The sequence below is a fragment of the Nitrospira sp. ND1 genome, assembly GCF_900170025.1.
Lineage (GTDB): Bacteria > Nitrospirota > Nitrospiria > Nitrospirales > Nitrospiraceae > Nitrospira_A.
In genome coordinates, this window is the sequence record NZ_FWEX01000006.1 from 1862209 (window position 1) to 1885089 (window position 22881).

At 60.3% G+C, this 22881-nt stretch carries 22 protein-coding genes; 1 reads left to right on the forward strand and 21 read right to left on the reverse strand.

What is annotated here, in order from left to right; all coding sequences use genetic code 11:
* Positions 1–114: 114 nt before the first annotated feature.
* The 18 genes from NSND_RS13485 to smpB form a co-directional block, all read right to left on the reverse strand.
* Positions 115–1269 carry an ABC transporter permease gene (locus NSND_RS13485; protein WP_080879493.1) on the reverse strand — a complete coding sequence of 385 codons (1155 nt, stop codon included), beginning with the start codon at positions 1267–1269 and terminating at the stop codon, positions 115–117.
* A gap of 10 nt (positions 1270–1279) precedes the next feature.
* Entirely contained in the window at positions 1280–2410 is a 1131-nt protein-coding gene (locus tag NSND_RS13490; protein ID WP_080879494.1) for an ABC transporter permease, read from the reverse strand.
* 20 nt (positions 2411–2430) lie between these two features.
* On the reverse strand, positions 2431–4410 hold the full coding sequence (locus NSND_RS13495; protein WP_080879495.1) for an ATP-binding cassette domain-containing protein: 1980 nt from the start codon (positions 4408–4410) through the stop codon (positions 2431–2433).
* The gene (locus NSND_RS13500; RefSeq protein ID WP_080879496.1) at positions 4407–5510 is read right to left on the reverse strand and encodes an HlyD family secretion protein; all 1104 of its coding nucleotides are present in this window, start codon (positions 5508–5510) and stop codon (positions 4407–4409) included. Before NSND_RS13500 ends, NSND_RS13495 begins: the two co-directional genes overlap by 4 nt.
* A gap of 3 nt (positions 5511–5513) precedes the next feature.
* Positions 5514–5954, reverse strand: a complete 441-nt coding sequence (locus tag NSND_RS13505; RefSeq protein ID WP_080879497.1) for a Spy/CpxP family protein refolding chaperone — start codon at positions 5952–5954, stop codon at positions 5514–5516.
* A gap of 93 nt (positions 5955–6047) precedes the next feature.
* A complete protein-coding gene (locus NSND_RS13510) occupies positions 6048–8174 on the reverse strand; it encodes a sigma 54-interacting transcriptional regulator (protein WP_235000248.1) in 2127 nt (708 codons plus the stop codon).
* Between the two features lie 37 nt (positions 8175–8211).
* On the reverse strand, positions 8212–8952 hold the full coding sequence (locus NSND_RS13515; RefSeq protein WP_080879499.1) for a ferredoxin--NADP reductase: 741 nt from the start codon (positions 8950–8952) through the stop codon (positions 8212–8214).
* Between the two features lie 45 nt (positions 8953–8997).
* A complete protein-coding gene (locus NSND_RS13520) occupies positions 8998–9234 on the reverse strand; it encodes a CDGSH iron-sulfur domain-containing protein (RefSeq protein ID WP_080879500.1) in 237 nt (78 codons plus the stop codon).
* A 445-nt stretch (positions 9235–9679) separates the two neighbouring features.
* Positions 9680–10126, reverse strand: coding sequence for a VOC family protein (locus tag NSND_RS13525; protein ID WP_080879501.1), 447 nt, complete (start codon positions 10124–10126; stop codon positions 9680–9682).
* On the reverse strand, positions 10123–10545 hold the full coding sequence (locus NSND_RS13530; protein WP_080879502.1) for a hypothetical protein: 423 nt from the start codon (positions 10543–10545) through the stop codon (positions 10123–10125). The genes NSND_RS13525 and NSND_RS13530 overlap by 4 nt, the downstream gene beginning before the upstream one ends.
* 29 nt (positions 10546–10574) lie before the next feature.
* The gene (locus NSND_RS13535; RefSeq protein ID WP_080879503.1) at positions 10575–11681 is read right to left on the reverse strand and encodes a Rieske 2Fe-2S domain-containing protein; all 1107 of its coding nucleotides are present in this window, start codon (positions 11679–11681) and stop codon (positions 10575–10577) included.
* 37 nt (positions 11682–11718) lie between these two features.
* Positions 11719–12177 (reverse strand): DUF5069 domain-containing protein, encoded by a 459-nt coding sequence (locus tag NSND_RS13540; RefSeq protein WP_080879504.1) that lies wholly within the window; start codon positions 12175–12177, stop codon positions 11719–11721.
* 4 nt (positions 12178–12181) lie between these two features.
* Complete coding sequence (locus NSND_RS13545) at positions 12182–12619, reverse strand: VOC family protein (RefSeq protein WP_080879505.1); 438 nt, start codon at positions 12617–12619, stop codon at positions 12182–12184.
* Positions 12620–12631: 12 nt separating this feature from the next.
* Complete coding sequence (locus tag NSND_RS13550) at positions 12632–13273, reverse strand: DsbA family oxidoreductase (protein WP_080879506.1); 642 nt, start codon at positions 13271–13273, stop codon at positions 12632–12634.
* A complete protein-coding gene (locus tag NSND_RS13555; RefSeq protein ID WP_080879507.1) occupies positions 13270–14154 on the reverse strand; it encodes a pirin family protein in 885 nt (294 codons plus the stop codon). Before NSND_RS13555 ends, NSND_RS13550 begins: the two co-directional genes overlap by 4 nt.
* A 14-nt stretch (positions 14155–14168) precedes the next feature.
* Complete coding sequence (locus NSND_RS13560) at positions 14169–15026, reverse strand: NmrA family NAD(P)-binding protein (RefSeq protein ID WP_080879508.1); 858 nt, start codon at positions 15024–15026, stop codon at positions 14169–14171.
* Positions 15027–15047: 21 nt separating this feature from the next.
* Complete coding sequence (locus NSND_RS13565) at positions 15048–15494, reverse strand: DoxX family protein (RefSeq protein ID WP_080879509.1); 447 nt, start codon at positions 15492–15494, stop codon at positions 15048–15050.
* A gap of 326 nt (positions 15495–15820) precedes the next feature.
* Positions 15821–16300 (reverse strand): SsrA-binding protein SmpB, encoded by a 480-nt coding sequence (gene smpB / locus NSND_RS13570; protein ID WP_080879510.1) that lies wholly within the window; start codon positions 16298–16300, stop codon positions 15821–15823.
* 245 nt (positions 16301–16545) lie between these two features.
* On the opposite strand from smpB, the gene NSND_RS13575 reads away from it, so the two are divergent.
* A complete protein-coding gene (locus NSND_RS13575) occupies positions 16546–17052 on the forward strand; it encodes a DciA family protein (protein WP_159450782.1) in 507 nt (168 codons plus the stop codon).
* Here the strand turns inward: NSND_RS13575 and NSND_RS13580 are convergent.
* The 3 genes from NSND_RS13580 to gyrB all read right to left on the reverse strand — a co-directional run bounded on the left by NSND_RS13580 (position 16991) and on the right by gyrB (position 22766).
* The gene (locus NSND_RS13580; protein ID WP_143833551.1) at positions 16991–17605 is read right to left on the reverse strand and encodes a hypothetical protein; all 615 of its coding nucleotides are present in this window, start codon (positions 17603–17605) and stop codon (positions 16991–16993) included. The genes NSND_RS13575 and NSND_RS13580 overlap by 62 nt on opposite strands.
* Before the next feature lie 46 nt (positions 17606–17651).
* Entirely contained in the window at positions 17652–20114 is a 2463-nt protein-coding gene (gyrA, locus tag NSND_RS13585) for a DNA gyrase subunit A (protein ID WP_080879513.1), read from the reverse strand.
* A 177-nt stretch (positions 20115–20291) separates the two neighbouring features.
* Complete coding sequence (gyrB, locus tag NSND_RS13590; protein ID WP_080879514.1) at positions 20292–22766, reverse strand: DNA topoisomerase (ATP-hydrolyzing) subunit B; 2475 nt, start codon at positions 22764–22766, stop codon at positions 20292–20294.
* Between the last annotated feature and the right edge of the window lie 115 nt (positions 22767–22881).

The window sequence follows — 22881 nt, forward strand, 5'->3', positions numbered from 1 at the left end:
TTGTGTTGCGCTCTCGACCGTTCGCCCCCTCTGTGATCGGTCTATGCTTCACATCCATCCGATCCATCGCACCCGACTGTCAGAAAGTGGCACGCGGGTGGCGGGGGTATTGGTTCATTGGAATTGCCGTCGGAATCGCCACATTCCAAACCCGAACAACGCTCCTCCCAATAGGAGCATGGCGACGACGGGCTTCCAGAGCAGGTCCAGGCCTGCTCCCTTCAGCATCACGCCGTAGGTGATGTCGATGTAGTACCGCAAAGGGGAGAACGTCATAACCGTCTGCACCCACTGAGGCATCGATTCGTACGGCGAGGTGATGCCCGACAACAACAGCATCGGGCCCACGACGAAGAGCGTCATCATGCCCACTTGCGCCTGGTTCTTCGCAATGGTCGCCGCCACCAATCCGAATCCGGCCGTCGTGAACACATGCAAGGTGGTCAGCAGAAAAAAGAGCCCGGTCGAACCTTTCATCGGCACGTGAAAGACGGGGTGCAACACGCCGTACAGGGCGAGACTGAGCGCGATGAGGATGACCCCGGACATCGCGAGCACCTTCGAAAACATGATCTGAAAGGGGGACAGCGGCGACACCAGCAACTGTTCCACCGTGCCTCGTTCTTTTTCACGGACCAGCGCAGCAGCCGGCAACAACACCGCAAAGATGGTCGTCATGCGTAACACATGTGCGATGGACTGAAACCATCGTTCATCCTGGGTGGGATTGAACCAGACGCGATGGGCGCTGGAGACCCGTGGTAAGGCTCCCTCTGCTCCGGAAAGACCCGCCGAGGCCAAGCCCGTCTCGGTCCCGAACAGGCCGGCGATTCGCACGCTATACCCGGCTGCCGAGAGACCCTGGGGGGCATTGGTGGTATCGACGAGGAGTTGCACCGCCGTCCGTTCCCCGCTCATCAAGGCCTCGTGAAATCGTGGCGGAATCTCCAACAGCGCCATCACTCTGCCCTGGTCCAGTTGCCGGAGCCCCTCGCGAGGATCGCTGATCTCCCCGGCGAATTTGAAATAGGGGGGCTGAAACCGATGGATAAGTTCACGAGACGAGTGACTATGATCCGCATCGTGCACCAGCAACTCCGCATTGGTCAGCTGCATCGTGATCCCGGCTCCGCTGACCACCACCGAGAGTGAAAACGAATACAACAGAAACAACAACAGTGGCACATCGCGCGACAGTTGCAAGATTTCCTTCCACGTCATCGCCGCGAGCCGCCGCCCCCACGTGACTGCCTGCTGCCTGGCCGTCATGCCTCACCCCTCATGTCTTCGGCCTCTTGGTGAAGAGCCGATACGTAAGCCCGCTCAACGCGACGGCAAACATCGCCAGCGCCAGCAGGTCGGTCCACAGCACGTCCGCGCCCACACCCTTCAGAAAACTTCCACGCACGATGTTGGTGTAATACATGGCGGGGTACAGATGCGCCTGCACCTTCGCGCCTCGAGTTAACGAGGCCACCGGCACCAAGAGACCGGAAAAGAGAATGGTCGGGATCATCGCCACGACCATCGTGATAATCAGCGCCGCCATTTGCGTCTGCACCAGCAGAGAAATCAGCAGGCCGATCCCCGTGGTACAGCACACGAACAGCACCGACGCCGAAAAGAACAGGAGGAAGCTTCCCTTAAAGGGCACCTGAAAGAGGCCGACGGCCATCAGCCATAACACGCAGACGTTCACGAGTGAGATGACGATATAGGGAAGCAGCTTGCCGGTCAGGAATTCGGCGCGGCTCACGGTGGAGCTATAGATATTGTAAATCGAACCCGTTTCTTTCTCCCGCACGACCCCCAGCGCCGTCAGCAGGGGCGAGGCGAGCATCAGCGTGAACATGACCAGCGCCGGCACCATGGACCAGGTACTCCGGACTTCTTCGTTGTACAGATAGCGCACCTCGACGGTCAGCGGACGCACCAGCGCATCGGCCTGCTCCTGGGTGAGACCACGGGTTCGGCGCAGGTACTCGATCAGTCGCTCCTCGGTGAACGCCTGGTTGATGGCAATGACATAACCTTTGGCGATATCCGTATGGAGAGGAAAGGTCCCGTCGAGCAAGGTCTGCACGGAGGCCGGTTCCCCCGCCGCCAACTGCTCCTGGAACCGCTCGGGAACGATGATGGCTGCCCGGATCTTCGTCTCGGTCAACAGGCGATCAAGGGCACGTTCATCATCGGCATACCCCTGAAACGAAAAATATCGCGATTGCATGAACCGGTGGAGATAATCCCGACTCAACTCGCTCCGATCCCGATCCAGGACCGCGAACGGAATGTTTTCGACATCCAGATTCAACCCGTACCCGAATACCACCAACCATAGGGCCGGCAACAAAAAGGCCAACAGCAAGAACAGCCGGTCTCTGGTGGTCTCCTTCCATTCTTTGAGCGCCACGGCGCTGATTCGTTGCAGATTCAGGCTGACACCTCCTTTTGCGCCGCCTGTTCCAGTGCCATCACCCGTGACACAAAGACGTCCTCCAAGCTGAGCATCCGCGTCCGCACCGATCCAACCGCAATCCCGGAGCGGGCCAGGACATCCCGAAGACGTCCCTCGTCGCGACCCGGATCACGCGAGAGCACATGGATCTTGGTGCCGAAGAGCGCCGCGCCGGCGAACCCGGCTGCCACTACGTGCGCGAGGGCGATCCCCGGCTTGTCGACGACCATCTCCACGAGTTGCCCGATGTCCCGCTCGACCTGTTTTTTCAGGTGTGCCGGCGTCCCCTCAGCCACGATGCGTCCGGCATACATGAGGGCCAGCCGATCGCAATGCTCCGCTTCGCTGAGGTAGTGCGTGGTAATGAGAATCGCGACTCCTTCCTCGCGTGCCAACCGTGACAGCAGCTCCCAGAAACGCCGACGGCCGATGGGGTCCACTCCTGACGTCGGTTCATCCAAAAACAACACGCGTGGGCTGTGAACGAGTGCGCAACCCAACGCCAGACGTTGCCGCACACCCATGGGAAGGCGCCCCGTCCGATCATCCTCGTAGCCGGTCAGGCCGGCCATCTCCACGATCCACTCCATCCGTTGCTGCGCCTCTCGCCGAGCCAACCCGTAGATACCGGCAAAGAGTCGAATATTCTCGATGACGGTTAGATCCAGATAGAGGGAGAACGCCTGCGACATGTAGCCGATGCGCTCCTTGATGGCACCGCCCGCCGTGCGCATATCCGCGCCGGCTACACGGCCCTCACCGGCCGTCGGAGGCACAATTCCGGTCAGCATCTTGATGACGGTCGTCTTGCCCGCCCCGTTCGCGCCCAGCAACCCGAAGATTTCACCCTGCTTCATGTCAAAGCTGACCCGATCCACGGCTCGAAACGAACCGAAGTCCCGAATGAGCTCCTTGGCCTCGACGGCCAGTCCGTCGAGCAGCTGCCTGCCCGTGGGGTGACAGGAGTGGTCCGATCCTGCCGACTCTGCCGGTTGTTCTTCTCGCTCCTTCAACAGCAGCGCCACCACGACATCTTCCAGCTCCGGCTCATCCGTGTGGACGTGCTCGAGCGGTAAATTGTCCAGCGCCTGCCGGATCCCCGCGACGGCGGCTTCCGGCTCCCGTTCTGCGGTGAACACGTGCAGCGAGGGGCCCAGGGATTCGACTTGGGCATACCGGCGCTTCAGCCGGGCAACCGCTTCCAGTTGCGGGCTCGATTCGAAGGTGACGACAAGGCCCGGGATCAGTGAGTGGACTTCTGCAGGAGTGCCCGATGCCAGCACCCGTCCATGAGAGAGAAACGAGAGCCGGTGAAAGCGGGCCGCTTCGTCCATGTAGGCGGTCGACACCAGCGCGGTCATGCCCTTGTCCGCCTGCCATTCGGCGAGAATGGCCCAGAAGTCCCGCCGGGAGACAGGATCGACACCGGTCGTCGGCTCGTCCAGAATGGCCAGCTCCGGCTCATGGATCAGCGTACAGATCAAGCCGAGCTTTTGCTTCATTCCGCCCGAGAGCTGTTTCATCAGCCGGCTGCGGAAGCGATCCAGGCGGGTGATCGCCAACAGCCGGGACTTGCGCGCGCGAAGCTTAGGCTCCGGGACCAGCCGCAGCCTGGCAAAGAAGTCGATGTTTTCTTCAACGGAGAGCTCGGGGTAGAGGTTCAGCCCCAGTCCTTGCGGGAGAAATCCGATCCGCGATTTCACCCGTTCCGCCGCCCGCTCGGAATCCACGAGGGTCCCGAACACTTCGGCGGATCCCCCGTCGTATCGCAACACCCCGGCGATCGCTTTCATCACACTGCTCTTGCCCGCACCATCCGGTCCGATGAGGCCATAGATTTCACCCCTCTTCACGGTGAGGTCCAGGCGGTCGACCGCAAGATGCTGCTTGTAACACTTGACGAAGCCGGACACACGGACAACCACCTCCGGTGACGAGGCAGCGGGCTTCGTCATCGAGGTTTCGACCAGGCCACGTCGTCCTTCCAGCGGATCACCGCGTCCGCCGGCAGACCCGGCGTCAGCCGATGGTCAGGATTCTCGGTGAGATAGAGCCGAACGGCATAGATCAGCTTGACCCGTTCGTCCGGAGTCTGGACTTCTTTCGGCGTGAATTCCGCTTTCGAAGCGATGTACCGGACCGTCGCCTCGAACGACCGGTCGGAAAACGCGTCCGTATGGATGCGGGCGGGCAAATCGAGGCGGACTTTACCGATTTGGAGTTCCGGAACATAGACCTGCAGGTAGAGGCGGTCGAGATCCACCAATTCGAGCAGGGGCGCGCCGGTTGCCACGACCTCTCCGACGTCCACCATCCGAGTGGTCACCGTGCCGTTCGTCGGAGCCACGATCGTCAGATCGTCGAGTATGCTACGGGCCTCCGCGAACGTCGCATCTGCTTGGTCGCGTTGCCGTTCGAGCGCCGCGACCTCCGCTTCTTTCGATCGTATTCGTCCCCACCCCAATTCGGCCTGCGCGAGTTCCTTGCTTGCTTGGTCAAGGGCGGCTTTCGCCACGGCAATCTCCGTGACAGCCACCTTCCAGCGCGCCTCAGCCTGATCCACCTGCTGCTGCGACACCGCCTGCTCGGGAAGCAGGGCTCGGATGCGGTCGGTGTCCCGGCGGGCTTCATATTCGACCGCCTGTGCCTTCCGGATGACGGCGCGCATGCTTGCGACTTTGGCGGCCACTGCTTCGATGCTCAGAGGCACTTCGAGGTTCAGGACCGCAAGCGCGGTATGGGCCGCTTCCACCTGCGCCATCATGCTGTCCACCAGCCGTGCCGCCTGATCGACCTTCGCTCTCGTTTGGGCGTCGTCCAGCCGGATCAGCACGTGGCCTTTGTGAACCTGGCTCCCTTCGCGCGCCGCCAGGTCTACGATGCGCCCGGGAAACTTGCTGGAAACGGTGACGTGGTCTCCTTCAATCCGCCCATTGGCCTGGATCAGTCCCTCTGGGAGGCCGTCCTGCCACACCAGCCGATCGAGGATCACGTATCCGGCGATCAGCACCGACGCGAGGACGGCCGCCGCAATGGTCGAGGTCCGAAGGGTCACGACTCAGTGGTCTCCGTACCGGTCCATCCACTTGCGAAGGTGCTCCACGGCTTCGGCCTTCTGTTCAGGCCGCAAGGTCGCATGCCATTCCGCCAATTTGGGCAACACGCGCTGCATCAGGCGGGTCTGTCCCGCCTGGTGCTGCTCAAACAGCCGGGCCAGTTTGGCCTGATCCAGCCGGTCACTCTGGACCTGAGCGATGACCTCTTCCATGGTCGCCTTGCGCTCCTTCTCCGACTCCGCGCGTACGGCCATCGCTTCGTCCTTCACGGCGGCCAGCTTGGCCTTCTGTTGTTCATCCAAGTCCAGATGTTTAGCGATCTTGCCCGTCATCCAGTCGGCTCGCTCCGTCGGCGTATGGTGTCGGTGACAACCGGCACCGACAAGCGCCCCGGCAATGACCAGCGTCCCGATCGCCGCCCTGACTGTGCTGTGCATCCTCATGCTGCCCTCCTTGGTGATTGGTGTGATATACGAGCGACTCCTCCCCTCACATTGAATCAGGAGTCGGATGTGACATGGTAGGGGACCCGACCATTATTCCCTAGGGCGAGAGAGGCCCAGTTTTTTGATTTTCGAGGTGAGGGTGGTGCGCTTGAGGCCCAAGCGAGCGGCAGCCCCATCCGGCCCGCCGATCACCCAATGCGTGTCGCGCAAGACCCGCAGGACCTGCTCGCGTTCCGCCTCCTGCAGGGTAGGGCTCGGCGCCGGAGGCTGCCGCGCCTCAATTTTGAGTTCCAAGAGCGGCACCTGCAAGTGGGTTCCCTGGGTCAGAATGACCGCGCGCTCGACCAGGTTCTCCAGCTCCCGGATGTTCCCCGGCCAGTGATAGCGGGAGAGGGCCTCCAACGTCGGCCCGGGAATCGTTTCGATGTGCTTCTTCATGCGGGCCGCATAATGCTGCGTGAAATAGCGCACAAGCACCGGAATATCCTCACGACGCTCACGGAGCGGCGGCAAGGTAATCGGAAACACGTTCAGCCGGTAGTACAAATCGCTTCGGAACTCACGGTCCTCCACCAGCGTGGCCAGATCCCGGTTCGTGGCCGCGATCAGCCGGATATCCACGTGCACGGTGCGTGTGCTGCCGAGCCGTTCGAATTCCTGTTCCTGAAGGACACGGAGCAGCTTGGACTGCAGCTCTAACGGGATTTCTCCCACCTCATCCAGAAAGATCGTCCCGCCGTGCGCCAATTCGAACCGGCCGACTTTCTGGGCAATGGCCCCGGTGAATGCCCCCCGTTCATGCCCGAACAGCTCACTTTCCAGCAGCCCGGTCGGAATCGCGGCGCAGTTGAGCTTCACGAAGGTCCGCTGGTTCCGTCCGCTGAGCCGGTGAATCGCCCTGGCAATCAGTTCTTTCCCCGTGCCGGTTTCGCCCTGAATCAACACGGTCGCCTGGGTCGGCGCCACGATTTCGACTTGCCCCAATACCTGCTTCAGCACGCGACTGTCGCCGATGATGTCGTCGAACTTGTGCTCAAGGCGAATTTCTTCTTCCAGATACAACTTCTCTTTGGTCAGTCGATCTTTGAGTTCGGTGATCTCCTGATAGGCCAGGGCATTGTCCACCGCGAGGGCGATCTGTCCGGCCACCTGACTCAGAAACTCGACGTCCTGTTCGCCGAACGCCTGCTCCTGCCGACTGGCCAGATTGAGACAACCGATCACGCGGTCATGCGACAACAGGGGCAAGGAGCACATGGAGTGGAAGCCTTTCATGACCAGCAGCTGAGGCACGGCGTGCGAAAACGCCTTCAGGTCAGGCCGATTGTTGGCGACCGCGGGGCGCCTCCGCTCCAACGCCAGGCCGGCCAGAGAACCGGCAACATCGGACACTGCCCCCTCGGTCAACGCGCCCTGGTTTTCAGGAAAATCCAAGGCATGGAGGCGGACGCGGCCGTTCTTGCCGTCGCACAGAATCAGGCTGGCATACTCTTGCGGCACCATCTCGCGCAGACAGAGACTCACTGCGCTGAATACATCCTGCAGATCGAGTTTGGACACCATCGTATTGGTCATGCGAAGCAGTAGACTGAATCGATCCCGCTGCCGTTCCACATCTTGCCTGGCCGCCGCCGCCGCTTCGCGGTTGAGCACATTTTCAACGGCCACGGCCACCTGCCGGCCGATCTGTTGCATCAGTTCAAGATCAGAGACTCTGTACGCATCTTTCTCCAGGCTTGAAAATGCCAACGCGCCCAATTGGCGAACGGCGGAGGTCAGGGGCACCAGACAGCAGGACTGCACGGCATCCTCGCGCATCAACGCGATGAGCTTCGGCCACCGATGTTCTTCAGCCAGATCGCTCAGGATGACCGGCTGCTGAGTCTGCCACACCAGACCGGCCGGCGTGTCGGAGGGATGAGATTCCTGACCGCCGATAATGTCGGCCGGGACGTTCGCTCGCAACACATGAAGCCGCATCATGTCGCGTTGCGCATCGTAGAGGGAGAGGCCGACAAAGTTGACGGGCACAAGCAGCGGCAGCAGGCGGGCGAGATCCTGCACCAACCCCTGCAAGTCAGCATGGCTCGCAATGGCTTCCACCACCTGCAGCAGAGCGCCATATCGCGCACTGTCTACCTGAATGGTCCCTTGGGGTAACCGGTCGTCCATCGGGGTTAGTATGCCTTCCACCTCAGCGTGACTCAACGACTGCATGGTCCGTTCTGATCAGAGGCCGTACGAACTGACCGACTTAGTAGCCCGCAAATGTTTCGGTGCGAATATCGCTGTCGTCGATGTCGGCGCCTTTCAACATCGTGCGCAACGCGCCGACCATACCCGGCGGGCCGACCACGTAGTAGATCGGCTTCTCCACGTTCACGAGATGTTTGGAGAGCAGAGCCGCGTTGAGATACCCCGTCTCGCCCTGCCAGGGACGGGAAGATTTCGCGGGTTCGGTCATGGTGCCCACAAAGCGATAGTGAGGATTCTTGTCCTGCAAGGCTTGCAGCTCATCCAGGAACGGCGCATCCTCCGGTCGCCGGTTGGAGTAGAAGAGCACCATGGGGTGCGGCGACCGTTGCATCGCCGCCTGCACCACCATGCTGCGGAATGGTGTGATCCCGATCCCGCCGGCCAGAAACACGGCGGGGCGGGTCTGGTCGGCATGCAGCACCAATTTTCCGAACGGCCCTTCCATCCGGACGGTTGAGCCGAGCGGCATACGTTGCAGTTCGCGCTTGAAGGCGGTATCGCGGAGCCGGGTGGCCACCATCAGGGTCGATTCCTGCGGTGCGCTCGCGATGGAAAAGGCCCTGGTGTAGCCCGCCGCATCGGTCTCAGAGGGCTGGGGCAGCGTCAGGTCGACAAACTGACCCGGCGTGAAGGCAAACTGCGTCGGCTTGTCGAAGTAGAACGCCATCGTCCCTTCCGCCACCAGCCGCCGCTCTGTCAGCGTGATCGAATACCCGTTCTCGCTCGCCGCCTCACCCATGCTTCACCTCTTGTGTCACACGCTGCACGCCGGTCAACCGGGGACTCAGAGCGATTTGTGGGTCCCGTCGCAAAACGGAGGATTCTTGGTGTGCTTACACTGGCACAAGGCCACGGTTTTCTTTTCGGTTGTCGTGAACTCCATGGGCGTGAAACTGGTTCCCTTGTGAGAGCCATCACAAAACGGTTGCTTCTTCGAGCGCCCGCACCGGCACCAATAGTGCGTGCCTGCTTCCAACTCCAACACGGCCGGCTGCTTCGCTGCAATGACTGGTTCTTCCATGGTCTGCCCTCCTGTTTAACCGAATGATTTCACTTCCGCACACATTCTTGCACCGCCGGGCTCCGATCACTTACACGCATCAGAGGCAAATCTCCTGCCATCTCCAGCAGGCGAAGGGCTCGCTCTGCCACTTGCGGCACAACGAGTATCGGCACCGTTGAGGAGAAATGCGCCAGCTTCCACCTGCGTCCTGCCGCAGAAAGGGACACAGGTGATCCAGCCCGGCAGGTCTTGGCCAGGCCTAGCAAGCTGCGGAAACACTCGAATGTTGCGCAAGACGTTATGATCAACTCGTGCGCCGTGTCGGTATCAGAATCACCCGCAGGATGCGCAAAATGGCCGTCCAGCAAGGCCGCAGCGAGCGAAGAGGCGAATCGTACTCGTGCGGTACGGTGAGCCGCGAAGCGATGCGAGAACGCCGCTCGCGGTCTTTTTCCGCATCCTGCTAGAGCGACAGCGGCTTGATGGGCGCAAGGACGGCCGACGGATTGTTTTTCCACAAGGCTTCGTCCGCATCCACGTACAGCTCGACCTCATTGCCGTCCGGATCCCGCAAGTACAAACTCTGACTCACCGTGTGGTCACTCATCCCGTCGATGGAGACGCCGGCGGATTCCAACTCCCGCTTCGCCGCCCTCAGCTCATCGAGGCTGTCGCCGACTTTGATGCCGATATGATAGAGGCCTCGACGTCGCCCGGATGGAGGACCCGGCGCATCGCCCACTTGAATCAGCAGCAGCTCATGGTGCGTGCGGCCGGATGTGAGCGCCGCCGCAGCGCCATTGAAAATTCTCCCCACTTCCTGGAATCCAAGCAGATCGCGATAAAATGCCAGCGACCGTCCAAGATCTTTCACATAGAACACGACATGGCCGAGGTAGTGCGCTTTCATGTGATCGACTCCTTCCCGGGCGACGATGTCCGGAGCAGCGCCCTGACTGCCGCATGCGCCAGCACCACATCCGGCTCGCGCTGCAACGCATCGTAATAATGCCGGCCGAATCCATTCCCTTCTTCGGACGGCGTCAACATGGTCCGCACCGAGTCGATTGCCAGGGTCATCTCCGTCCGGTCCTCGATCTTCTCTTCCTCGGACAGCTCATCGATCTTCACCATCAATTGAGACAGCGGGCGCAACCAGGCGAACCACGCGTCGCCCAACACCAGCTGAAAGAATGCGCCATTCGTCTCTATCCGCCCATGCACGCGCTCATAGGAGACCCGTTCGCTGTCCAGCAACGCCTTGTGCAGACGCAACAATGACCGCGACAGATTGCCCAGGTGTGTGCGCATGTGATCCTGACCTGACATGATCCCGCCTCCTTGCGAATCCGCCCTGCTTATCCCGTCGGTTCACTATCCAGTTGATGCGCCTTGCGGCCACCCCGCGTGAGCGGCTGCATCGCCAGCTGCCCCTCCACCATGAGCCGCGCCATCTCCGCCGCGCGGGCGACGAGCGCCTGAGCCCCCTCGCGCAACTCCCGGCTGTTCTGCACCTCGCTGTTGTTCCGCTCCATGTCCTCCGCGCTCCATCCGCGCGAATGGGCGATAAACGGAAACTGCGGGAACTGGCAACCGACTTCCGCGAAGAAGGTCATCAGTTGACCGGCGACACCCTGGACATTGTCCTGTCCACCCATGATGATGAACGCGGCGACTTTATTTTTGAGCAGGTGCCGGTTGGCGATCGTCTCCTGGTTTTGAATGCAGTTCATCCGTTCGACCATTTTGTAATAGAGACTGCTGGCTCCGCCCCATCGGATCGGGGTGGATACCAGAATCACATCCGCCCAATGCACCACGGCTTCGTACACCCGGTCCATTTGATCGGTCGGATCCATCTGCGTAATCGAACAGGGCCAGGTGCAGGCTTCCGCCGACTTGGAATAAAACCCTTCACAGGCCCGGAACGAGAGGTCCCGTAGCTTGATCAGTTGCGTGTCGAGCTGCAGGCGTTCGCGCGCATACGCGAGTGCCTCCTCCAGCAGGGCATCGGAGGCGCTGAAGCGCGGCTGGTCCGCCGTCATCGCCGTCGTGGCGATGCCCAGTACACGAATGGGACCGTCGGCTCGAACGATCGGGCGCGCCAGCGGGTGCGATGGTTTCGGGAGCTTCTGTCTCTTCGTGACCGGAGTCAGATCGGCAAAGACGCGCCCATCCTCTACCTTCACGGCATAGGTCGCAACCTGATCACCTTCATATCCAGGCTCGCCCCGGCCGGTGCGATGGTGAAACTTCCAGTAATGCCAGGGACAGACGACGTAGTCGCCGTCGAGCCGTCCCTCACCCAGCGGCCCGCCGATATGATTGCAGACCCCTGAAATCGCCGCGAACCGGCCGTCCTTATAACTCAATGCGAGCGTTGTCTGGCCGCAGACGATCTGCTGGAGGGGGCGCTGCTTGAGTTCATCGACCGAACCGATCTCAGTCCATGTCGCATCCGGCATGTCGAGTTCCTTCAGGCGTCAGCCACACATCCGTTTGTCACAAGCGCTTCTCTTCCAGATCGTACACATCGAAATACACGTAGACGGGGCGGTGACTCGGCACATATTTCGGGATGTAGTCTTCCATATAGGCTTGCACCTGCGGGGCCATCTCGGAAAGACGCAGGTCCCGCATCTTGTTGTTCCACTGAATGATTGCCTGCTGGTCCTGTACCTTGCTCTGAGCCTTGAGCCAGGCGGCCAGTTCCTCATCGTTCGCCCCGGTGGCTACGACCTCCTTGAATTGCTCCGGCGTAATGCCCGTGAACGAGAACAACAGGCCGGCCAACGAGCAGGGCCAATAGTTATAGTCCCCGTTGATGCCCAGGAGAAACGCCCGGCATTTATCCGCGCACCGCGCGCCGATGACATAACCTCCCAGCATTTCCCGCGGGCTGCGAGGATAGGTCTTGGTGAGATCTTTCGCAAGCGTTCGCACCTTCTCTAGATCAGGCATTCTGTCACTCCCTTCCTTGCCGAACACGCGAGGGCTTGGAGAATGTGATTCCCGCCTTCTGGACCTCCTGATAGGGGAGGAGCCAGACCAGGGACTCGTCCGATAGATCACCGACCTGAATGCGGTTCCCCCAGGGGTCACGGAAATCGCAGCGGAAATGCGGCTCCATCCTCAGCTTGTACTTCCTGGTGAGCTTGCGCCGGACTTCTTTGATCTGCTCCGCATCACGCACCATCAACCCGAAATGCTTCACGCGATCCGGCTGCAGTTGCTCGACTTCAAAAATCGCCATGAATTGATGTTCGCCCAGTTTGCACCAGGCCGCGCCTTCTCCACCGCGCAACATCTTGAGTCCGAACACGTCTGAATAAAACTTCACGGCCTTCTTGGCGTCGGTGACTTCTATGACGATGTGGTTGCATCCATACACTTGAACCGGCATCGCAGGACCTCCTTACCCCGTAACCTGTTTGATCGCAGAGACGAACGTCTCCACCGGCTGGGCACCGGAGAGCGCAGCCTTTCCATTCAGCACGAAATAGGGAACCCCTCTGATGCCCAGCTGATGGCCGTGGGCCTCCTCCTGCCGCACGGCATCGACGCCCTCCTGAGCGTGCAGCAGACGGACGACTGCTTCTCCATCCAATCCGGCCCGGACGGCGAGGGAGACCAGTATCTCAGGTTGCCCGATATTCAGTCCCTCCGTGAAGTACCCGTGGAACAGTTCTTCAACCACCTCATCCTGACGGCCCTGTTGCTGAGCGAACCGGATCAGTCGATGGGCATCGAACGTGTTCGGTGTTCGCGCAATCCGGTCGAACACGAACTCGATGCCCACACTCGTTCCCACTGCTGCCACGCGATCCTGGATCGCCTTCATTTCGCCGGGCCCGCCGAACTTCGCTTCGAGATACACCCGGCGATCCATGCCGGCCTTGGGCATGGTCGGATTGAGCTGAAACGGGCGCCAGAATACGCGCGCCGTCGCCTGCACCTGGACCGATTCCAGCGCCTGTTCCAGCCGCCGTTTGCCGATGTAACACCAGGGGCACACCACGTCCGAATACACATCGACCGTGAGCGCCTGACCGGTCATGACAAATGCCCCATCTTTCCCGCCTGGTAGTCATGCACGGCCTGAATAATTTCGTCGCGCGTGTTCATCACGAACGGACCGTACCGGGCGATCGGCTCGGCAATCGGTTCGCCGCTCAGCACGAGGATGGTTGCATCCTGCTTCGCCTCCACAACGACCCGCTCTCCTCGCTGACCGAACAGCGCGATTTCCACTTCCTGTACCGTCTGCGACCCGTTCATCACGACCTCTCCGTGCAGCACGAACAGGGACGAATTATATCCCTCGGGCAAGTTGAGTTCAGTCCGGTGGCCCGCCTTCAACCGCAGGTCGTAGAGGTGGACCGGACTGAAGGTCTTTGCCGGACCCTTCACCGCGCGAAACTCTCCGGCGATGACACGTACCCGGCCGACTCCTCCATCGAGCTCGACCGCAGGAATCTCCGCATCGACCAGCGTCTGATATCGCGGCGCGGTCATCTTGAACGCCTTCGGCAGATTGACCCACAGCTGAATCCCCTCCAACAGGCCGCCCTGCTTCGCGAATTCCTTCTCATGCAACTCTTCGTGCACGACACCCGAGGCCGCCGTCATCCACTGCACGTCACCGGGGCCGATAACGCCGCCGCTGCCTGTCGAATCACGATGCGCCACCTTGCCGTGATACATGATGGTGACCGTCTCAAAGCCTCGATGGGGATGCTCGCCCACGCCGAGCCGGCGCGTGGTCGGCGGAAATTTCTCCGGCCCCATATAGTCGAGCATCAAGAAGGGAGACAGTTGTTCCTCGACCCCGGCGCCAGGAATCATGTTGCGCACGGGGAATCCGTCTCCGACCATATGATGAGATCCTGCCTGATAGACTCCCACAAGCTCTTTGGCGTTGATTGTCTCTGTTCGCATATCGGCCTCCTTTCTTACACCATCTCCCGCAATGCCTCTGCGAGAGAGAACGTTCCCCGCACGAGTGACTTGGGACGCTCATACCCGACGGCGCTCTTGGAAAAAGATGCGTACATCTCTTCAAACAATCCAGCCGCTTCGGCGGAGAACCCGAATGATGTGAATGTCGGAACCACCGCGCTCAACGGTGCGGCCTGAACGGCGACCGCTTGCCCGAGAATCCCGCCAAGAGCAGTGGCCACTTGTTCAGGACTGTACTCTTCGGGGCCCGCGAGTTCCACAATCGCATGGCCTACGCCGGCGGCAATCAAGCGATCTGCCGCCACACGACCGATGTCCCTGGTGAATATCATCGGCATCTTCATCTGCGACGGAATGAACGAAGGCAACAGGCCAGTTTTCTTGGCTATCCCGATACCCGATGCCCAGTTATCCATAAAGTAACCGGGCCGCAGAATCGTCACATTCCGCGCCACCGAGGTCAGCGTTTGCTCACCATATCGAGAGGCGCGAATCGGCCCTGTTCCTTCCGCCAGGTGGCCGCCGATGGACGATAACAGTACAACATGCGCAACCTCGCTCGCTTTCACGGCCTCCGCGATCCGGTCTATACGCCGCCGTTGTTCGGCCAGCCATGACGTCGCGCCATAGTTCGGCGGGATCAGCAGATATGCGCCTGATGCTCCTCGCAACGCCTTTGTCAGAGCAGCCTGGTCATCCAGCGAGGCAACGGCTACTTCCGCTCCCTTGGCTGCCCAAACGGCCCCTTTATCCGCCGACCGCACCACTACACGCACCGGCTGCTTTCGTTCCAGCACCGTCTCGGCAACTACCGATCCAGTATGTCCTGTGGCACCCAATACAACTATCATCGCCGTCCCTCCTTTTCTGTCTTACCCGAGCCGTTCCGCGATGAGCTTATCCAAAGACCATCGACCGGCTCCCGTCACCAGCAACGCGGCGGACAACCCGATCATGAGGAGGTGATACTCGTATCCTTCTCCCTGTTGCTGCCCAAACCAATTCATAAAAAATCCGACCGGCAAGTGCACGGTCAGAATGGCCCCCAGCATGATCACGATAAAGCTGGCCGCCGTGAATCGCGTCAACAGACCGGCCAATAACCCCAGGCTGCCGAAAAATTCCCCCATGATAACCAGAAATGCGACGATCCAGGGTAGCCCCATTTTCTGGGTAAAAAAACCCATCGTCCCGTCGAACCCGAATCCACCGAACCAACCCAGCAACTTTTGAGCCCCGTGCGGCAACATCACCAACCCCAAGGTCAGCCGCAAAATCAAGCCGGACCAACCGTCGTCTGTATTGAATAGTGCTTTCATTTTCGTACCCTCCCGTGATCGACCATTGACCGCCTGACTCTGCCCACCGCTCAGATCGCCCGGCGAACAGCCGCGCGGGCCGACGCCAGTATAATAGTTCTAATTAGAACTAAGTCAAGAGCAAATATTCCCCCTCAGCCGGAAGGACACCTATTCTTACAGATCAGTCAGTTGTGGTTATAGGGACATACGCGACGGGTCACAGGCCTCTCAATGACCTGCCGGGACGGGGGATTGCATCGAAAACTCTGGGGAACAACCGAGAGCTCGTGGACTCTCTCGGGAAAGGAGGGAGGGAGGAAGAGAGGTGTGAGGGACGAAGCTGCTTATTTCCTTTGCTTGATCGCGCGCTCGACTTCGCGGCCGGCTTCACGGGCTTTGATCGATTCGCGACGATCGTATTGTTTCTTCCCCTTCGCCAAGGCTACCTCCACTTTGGCGTGGCCGCGCTTCGAAAAGTAGATGCGCAAGGGGACGAGCGTGAGGCCCTTCAGCTGGGTTTTCCCGATCAGTTTGTTGATTTCTTTGCGATGCAACAGCAGCTTTCGCTTGCGGAGCGGGTCGTGATTCATCAGATTGCCGTGCGAGTAGGGGCTGATGTGACAATGCTGCAAGTAGACCTCGCCGTCATCCACCGAGGCATAACTATCCTGGAGGTTCACGCGACCTTCCCGCAACGACTTCACCTCAGTCCCCCTCAGGATGACCCCGGCTTCGAACTTCTCTTCGATGAAGTAGTCGTGATACGCCTTGCGATTGGTGGCGACGACTTTGTACTGGTCTTCTTTGTCGTGCGTTTTCGTCATCTCATACTAGCCCACATGATGCATGAGCGCTTCTGCTGCAATCGCGGGTTCGCGGCTGCGACAGGCCTGTCGGCTGGCGGGCTCGCCGCTCGGCCGGTCGACATCCTGTTCAAGGATGCCTCCCTTCCTTACGGCTCCACGCGCCCGTCTCGCTTCGCGACTCCGCACTTTCGCGACGAACCATCATGCATCCTGTGGGCTCGCGCGAGCTATTTCCTTCGGGCACATTTTGTTATCATACCACCATGCGTGGACAGAGCAGACTCGACTCATTCAGTTCTATCTTAGCCGGTGTCGCCCACAGGCTGGGATTGGAGAGCAAGATGTTCGAAGCGCGCCTGCGGCGCCAATGGCCCGACATCGTGGGCGAGCCGATCGCGGCCCACACGCGCCCCGATCAGGTCCGGTTCAAGAAACTCTACGTCCTGGTGCACAACTCGGTGTGGCTACAGCAACTCACCTTCCTCAAACCGGTCCTGCTGGAGAAGGTCAATGCAATGGCGGGCCAGCCATTGGTGACGGAAATCGTCTTGCGCATCGGAGAGTTCACCGCAGACCATTCATCGACTGCCGAATCGACTACTGACCCCGAACCGCTTGCAATTCAACCGTCGCCCCAGTTACTCCAAGAAATCACGCTCCACGCTCAGGGCATTCAGGACCAAGCCCTGCGTGAACACCTGGTCACTCTCATGGCGCAGGCGTTGAGTCAGCCGGAGTCGCCGCCGCGTTCCGCACGACGGTCCCCTTAAACAACTGCCGCGAATAGGCCGCGGTGGCCGCGCTGTCTTTCCCTCTGCGAACGGGCCCGATGCGGCCTTCCTCTTCCTGTTCATCGAGCCGGTACAATCCGCGTACCGATCCCTCAAACCCGTCCCGCACCGTGGCATCGTCACCCGTCACGTACTTATGCAGCACCTCCGGCTCCGTCCAGCCCTCATCGGTGAAGATGTAAATCGCAATATGCTGATAACGCCCCTTGGGATCATCCAGGGTGGTGGGCTGGATTTTCATGCTGCCGAAGTTCCGGTTTTCCGCGCCGACTTTCCGGAATCGCTCGATCAGGGTTTCGATCTCAGTGTCGCTGGTCCAGGACGGCACATGCACCGCTACCACCGTGCGCTCCTGGGAGCCGATGCTATAGGGGGGAATCGACCGATCCGGACGGCTGAGAAACATCCCGCCCCAGATCAAAGCAAAGGAGCCGAACAGGACGCCCAGCGCCATTTTGACCACGGTGTCCAGCGGACGCTTGGCCGGAGTTCTGGTCGGAGCCCCGGCCGATGGCGGAGTTGGATGGTTCATAACCACGGTGGGGGGAGCCGCTTGAAACCGGTGCGGCTCCAAGGAGTCATGACTCGCCCTCTTCGGGCACTCCTTCTTCGCGTTCGACCAGTCTCACGACGGCGACCACACGATCCTCATCTCCATCCATATCGAGCAGGCGGACACCTTGGGTGTTGCGCCCGATTTCACGGATGTCGTCCACCTTGCAGCGCAGCACTTTGCCCTGCGCCGCCATCAACATGATCTCATCCTCGTCACGGACCTGGAGGAATCCGACAGCCGGCCCGTTTCGCTCGGTCGTCTTGACGCTGATGATGCCTTTGCCGCCGCGGCCCTGCACGCGATATTCATTCACCGGTGTCCGTTTGCCGTACCCGCCTTCGGTCACGGTGAGGATCGCGGTGGTCGAATCGGGCGTGATCGTCTCCATGCCGATGACTTCATCGCCGGGCTCAAGGGTGATTCCGCGCACTCCGTGGGCCGTGCGTCCCATCGCGCGCACATCTTCTTCCTTGAACCGGATGGTGATGCCCTGCTTCGTGCCCAGCAGAATCTCACGCTGGCCGTCGGTCAGGTCCACACCGATCAGCTTGTCGCCCGCATCGAGCGAGAGCGCAATGATGCCGCCCTGGCGCGGATTGCTGTAGGCCGACAGTTCCGTCTTCTTGATGACGCCCAGCTTCGTCCCCATGATGATAAAGCGATCGGCACGGAACTCTTTCACCGGCAGCGAAGCCGTGACCTTCTCATCCTTCGAGAGGGCCAGGAGGTTCACGAGTGCCTTGCCCTTCGCGGCCCGGCTGGCTTCCGGAATTTCGTGCACTTTGAGCCAATAGACCTTGCCGGCATCGGTGAAGAAGAGCAATGAGTCATGCGTCGAGGCCGTAAAGAGCGTTTCGACGAAATCCTCCTCCTTGATGCCCATCGCGATCTTGCCCTTGCCGCCGCGCCGCTGCGCCCGATAGAGCGTGACGGCGTTCCGCTTGATATACCCGGCATGGGAAATCGTCACGACCACTTCTTCTTCGGCGATGAGGTCTTCGAGCGTCAGCTCGGCCTCTTCCTTGACGATCTTGGTGCGCCGTTCGTCCTGATACTTGTCCTTGATCTCGATCAGTTCGTCCTGGATGATCTTCCGCACCAGGGCCTCGCTGCCGAGGACCGAGCGCAGATACTCGATGGTCTTCAGCACTTCGCGGTATTCTTCGACGAGTTTGTCGCGCTCCAGTTGCGTGAGCCGCTGGAGGCGCATTTCGAGAATGGCGTTGGCTTGGATTTCCGACAGCCGGAACTGCTGCATCAAACCCGTGCGCGCCACATCCGGAGATTGCGAGCGGCGGATCAGCGCGATCACGGCATCCAGATTATCCAGCGCGATCTTGAGACCTTCGAGGATATGGGCGCGTTCTTCCGCCTTACGCAAGTCATAGGCCGTTCGCCGCACCACCACTTCGCGCCGGTGCTCGACAAAGGCTTCCAGGATGCGCTTGAGATTCAGCACCTCCGGCCGGTTGTTGACGAGCGCCAGCATGTTGACGCCGAAGGTGGTCTGCAACTGGCTGTGTTTATACAGGTTGTTCAACACCACGAGCGGAATCTCGTTGCGCTTCAGCTCGATCACGACACGCACACCCTCGCGGTCCGACTCGTCGCGGATATCGGAGATGCCCGTGACGCGATCCTCCTGCGCCAGGTCGGCGATCTTTTCGATGAGTTTCGACTTGTTCACCTGGTAGGGAATTTCGGTCACGATGAGCCGTTCACGGTCGGTGCGCTCGTCCGTCTCGATGGCGACCTTGGCGCGAACCGTCAACAGCCCGCGTCCCGTCTCGTACGCATCCTTGATCCCGGAGGTGCCGTAAATGAACCCGGCGGTCGGGAAGTCGGGCCCGGGAATCTTCTTCATCAGCTGCGGGATGGTGACGTCGGGGTTCTCCAGCAACAGGAGCAGTCCCTCGATCACTTCACCCAGATTGTGCGTGGGAATGTTGGTCGCATACCCGACGGCGATTCCACCGGCGCCGTTGACCAGCAGATTCGGCACTCGGGACGGCAGGACCAACGGCTCGACACGGGATTCATCGTAGTTGGGGCCGAAATCGACCGTCTCTTTTTCGATATCCGCCAACAGCTCTTCGGCCAGCTTGGTCAACCGGGCTTCGGTGTACCGCATGGCGGCGGCGGCGTCGCCGTCCATCGAGCCGTAGTTGCCCTGTCCGTCGACGAGCATGTAGCGCATATTGAAGTTCTGCGCCATGCGCACAAGGGTGTCGTAAATCGCGGAATCGCCATGGGGGTGGTAGTTACCCATGATCTCGCCCACGATCTTGGCCGACTTTCTGTACGGCCGGTTCGCGGCCAGACCCATTTCGTTCATGCCGTGCAGAATGCGCCGGTGCACCGGCTTCAATCCGTCCCGCACGTCGGGGAGTGCGCGACCGACGATCACGCTCATGGCGTAATCGAGGTACGACGAGCGCATCTCGTCTTCGATCGCAATCTGTCCTAGTCGTTCATCTGGCGGCATCTACCCTCCACGGATGCTGAAAATGTCCCTCGGCTTCGTTCTCGGCTCAAGAAGGTCCTCAACGTACCCCTGAGGGTACGCCTCCGGTCCTCTCTCGCCTGCGGCCTTGCCGAAGCGCCATTTTGAGCATCCTCCGAATTCACACAACCAAGTTGTCGTCTTCGCAATCAGGACCAGCTATACGTCCAAGTTCCTGACTTCCAGTGCATGTTGCTGAATGAAATTTCGGCGGGGTTCCACTTCGTCTCCCATCAGGATCGTGAAAATCTCATCCACGCCGGTCATGTCTTCCAGCTTGACCCGCAGCAGCGTCCGCTTTTCAGGATCCATGGTGGTTTCCCACAACTGGCCGGGATTCATCTCACCAAGACCTTTGTACCGCTGGATGTTCAACCCCTGCTTGCCTTCTTCCAGGATCGCTTGCACCAGCTCGGCCGAGCCGTTCTTATGGACTTCGGTTCCCTTAATCTTGATCTTGTACGGCGGCTTGCCGAGGCCCATAGCCGAGGGCGCCTGTTTCTGGAGCTCGCGGAAGTCGGCGGACCCGACCAGCTCATGCGTCACGTCGAGTTGATACGCGATCCCGCCCGTGGCGACCTTGCATACCAACTTGCTGGATTGATGTTCTTCGTCTTCCAGGATGTCGACGGTCGGTTCGGCCTTCGGGTAGACGAGCGTCAGCGTGGCCTTCGCATTGGCGACGATCGTGGTCAACGCGGCCTGATCCTTCAACGCCTCGCGCGTTAACCCCGGCTCGTCGACAAATATCCGCAACATATTGGCTTCGTGATGTTTCTTATTCACCTTGTGCAGCAGGCTTTCGAAGGCGATCAACTTCTTGAGCGTCGGCAGCAGGCGGCGGCCCGACAGGTACTCCCGCCCGTTCTCAAGCGCCACTTCGACTTCTTCAACCGCCAAGTCCGCGAGGTATTCGTTCATCGCAGGCTCATCCTTGAGATACCGCTCCGTCTTGCCCTTCTTGACCTTAAAGAGGGGAGGCTGGGCGATGTAGATGTAGCCCCGCTCCAGCAGCTCCGGCATCTGGCGGAAAAAAAAGGTCAGCAGGAGCGTGCGGATGTGGCTGCCGTCCACGTCGGCATCGGTCATGAGCACGATCTTGTGATAGCGTGTCCGTGCAATGTCGAAGGCTTCCTTGTCCGGCTTGTCGGAATCCTCTTTCTTGCGGCCGATTCCGGTACCGAGCGCCAGGATCAACGTGCGGATTTCGTCGCTGCTGAGCATCTTGTCGAAGCGGGCTTTCTCGACGTTGAGGATTTTTCCTTTGAGGGGAAGAATCGCCTGAAACTTCCGGTCGCGGCCCTGCTTGGCAGACCCGCCGGCGGAATCACCCTCGACGATGAAAAGTTCGCTCAACGCCGGATCCTTCTCCGAACAGTCGGCCAGCTTGCCGGGCAACGACCCGCCATCCAAGGCGCTCTTCCGGCGAATCAGGTCCTTGGCTTTCCGGGCCGCCTCGCGGGCACGCGCGGCATCGATCGCCTTGCCGATGATTTTGCGGGCGACCGGCGGGTTCTCTTCGAAGTAGGTGCCGAGGGCGTCGTTCACAGCCGCCTCGACGATGCCCTTCACCTCGCTGTTGCCGAGCTTCGCCTTGGTCTGCCCTTCGAACTGCGGATTCCGCACCTTCACGCTGACAACCGCGGTCAAGCCTTCCCGCACGTCGTCGCCGCTCAACGATTCGGTGTCTTTCTTCAGGAGATCGTTGGCGTTGGCGTAACTGTTGATCGTGCGGGTCAGCGCAGCCTTGAAGCCCACCAGGTGGGTGCCGCCCTCTTTAGTGTTGATGTTGTTCGCGAACGAAAAGAGGTTCTCGGCATACCCGTCGTTGTATTGCAGCGCCACCTCAAGAATCAGGTCCGCGCGCTCAGTCTGCACGTAGATGGGCTTATGCAGCGGGGTCTTGGCTTCGTTGAGGTGATCGACGAAGGAGACGATCCCGCCCTTGTAATGAAAAACCTGTTCCTTTTCCTTGCGATCGTCCTTGAGCGTGATCGAGAGCCCCTTGTTGAGAAAGGCCAGCTCGCGGAGCCGCTGCGCCAACACATCGAAACTGAATTCCAGCGTTTCGAAAATCTGGCCGTCCGGCATGAACCGCACCTTCGTGCCCCGGCGTTTGGTTTTTCCGGTGACGGCTAACGGCGCCTGGGGTTTTCCACGCTCATACCGCTGCTCGAAGACTTGTCCGTCCTGCCAGATTTCCAGCTCCAGCCATTCGGACAGCGCGTTGACGACGGAGATGCCGACTCCGTGTAACCCGCCGGAGACCGTGTAGGCGCCCTGCTCGAACTTGCCGCCCGCGTGCAGGACGGTGAGAGCCACTTCGGCGGCGGACTTCTTCTGCGTAGAATGCATGCCGGTGGGAATGCCGCGCCCGTTGTCCACGACCGTGACGCTGCCGTCGATGTGGATCGTGACCTCGATCGCTTCACCGAACCCGGCCATGTGCTCGTCGACACTGTTGTCGACGACTTCATAGACGAGATGGTGCAACCCGTCGACACCGGTGCTGCCGATGTACATCGCCGGTCGCTTCCGGACGGCGTCGAGTCCTTCGAGAACTTTGATTTGATCCGCGCTGTAACTGTCGGATTTCGGCTTGGCAGAATTGTCCTGCTGGTCGTCCTTGGCCATTCAGCTCCTAGCAGGATGCTGACAATGTCCGCCGGCGGCGTGCTCGCATCGTGCAGGCCCTCCACGTACCGCAAGGGTACGCCTCGGCCCTCCACTCACTGCGGCCTTGCCGGAC

Bases quoted from the DNA above. Each gene is read 5' to 3' on its own strand.
- NSND_RS13580 (WP_143833551.1), bottom strand. From the start codon at position 17,605: ATGAACCATCCAACTCCGCCATCGGCCGGGGCTCCGACCAGAACTCCG.
- NSND_RS13535 (WP_080879503.1), bottom strand. From the start codon at position 11,681: ATGCCGGATGCGACATGGACTGAGATCGGTTCGGTCGATGAACTCAAG.
- gyrB (WP_080879514.1), bottom strand. From the start codon at position 22,766: ATGGCCAAGGACGACCAGCAGGACAATTCTGCCAAGCCGAAATCCGAC.
- smpB (WP_080879510.1), bottom strand. From the start codon at position 16,300: ATGACGAAAACGCACGACAAAGAAGACCAGTACAAAGTCGTCGCCACC.
- NSND_RS13575 (WP_159450782.1), top strand. From the start codon at position 16,546: ATGCGTGGACAGAGCAGACTCGACTCATTCAGTTCTATCTTAGCCGGT.
- NSND_RS13510 (WP_235000248.1), bottom strand. From the start codon at position 8,174: ATGCAGTCGTTGAGTCACGCTGAGGTGGAAGGCATACTAACCCCGATG.
- NSND_RS13560 (WP_080879508.1), bottom strand. From the start codon at position 15,026: ATGATAGTTGTATTGGGTGCCACAGGACATACTGGATCGGTAGTTGCC.
- NSND_RS13540 (WP_080879504.1), bottom strand. From the start codon at position 12,177: ATGCCTGATCTAGAGAAGGTGCGAACGCTTGCGAAAGATCTCACCAAG.
- NSND_RS13525 (WP_080879501.1), bottom strand. From the start codon at position 10,126: ATGAAAGCGCACTACCTCGGCCATGTCGTGTTCTATGTGAAAGATCTT.
- NSND_RS13550 (WP_080879506.1), bottom strand. From the start codon at position 13,273: ATGACCGGTCAGGCGCTCACGGTCGATGTGTATTCGGACGTGGTGTGC.
- NSND_RS13545 (WP_080879505.1), bottom strand. From the start codon at position 12,619: ATGCCGGTTCAAGTGTATGGATGCAACCACATCGTCATAGAAGTCACC.
- NSND_RS13565 (WP_080879509.1), bottom strand. From the start codon at position 15,494: ATGAAAGCACTATTCAATACAGACGACGGTTGGTCCGGCTTGATTTTG.
- NSND_RS13520 (WP_080879500.1), bottom strand. From the start codon at position 9,234: ATGGAAGAACCAGTCATTGCAGCGAAGCAGCCGGCCGTGTTGGAGTTG.
- NSND_RS13485 (WP_080879493.1), bottom strand. From the start codon at position 1,269: ATGACGGCCAGGCAGCAGGCAGTCACGTGGGGGCGGCGGCTCGCGGCG.
- NSND_RS13530 (WP_080879502.1), bottom strand. From the start codon at position 10,545: ATGTCAGGTCAGGATCACATGCGCACACACCTGGGCAATCTGTCGCGG.
- NSND_RS13505 (WP_080879497.1), bottom strand. From the start codon at position 5,954: ATGAGGATGCACAGCACAGTCAGGGCGGCGATCGGGACGCTGGTCATT.
- gyrA (WP_080879513.1), bottom strand. From the start codon at position 20,114: ATGCCGCCAGATGAACGACTAGGACAGATTGCGATCGAAGACGAGATG.
- NSND_RS13495 (WP_080879495.1), bottom strand. From the start codon at position 4,410: ATGACGAAGCCCGCTGCCTCGTCACCGGAGGTGGTTGTCCGTGTGTCC.
- NSND_RS13555 (WP_080879507.1), bottom strand. From the start codon at position 14,154: ATGCGAACAGAGACAATCAACGCCAAAGAGCTTGTGGGAGTCTATCAG.
- NSND_RS13515 (WP_080879499.1), bottom strand. From the start codon at position 8,952: ATGGGTGAGGCGGCGAGCGAGAACGGGTATTCGATCACGCTGACAGAG.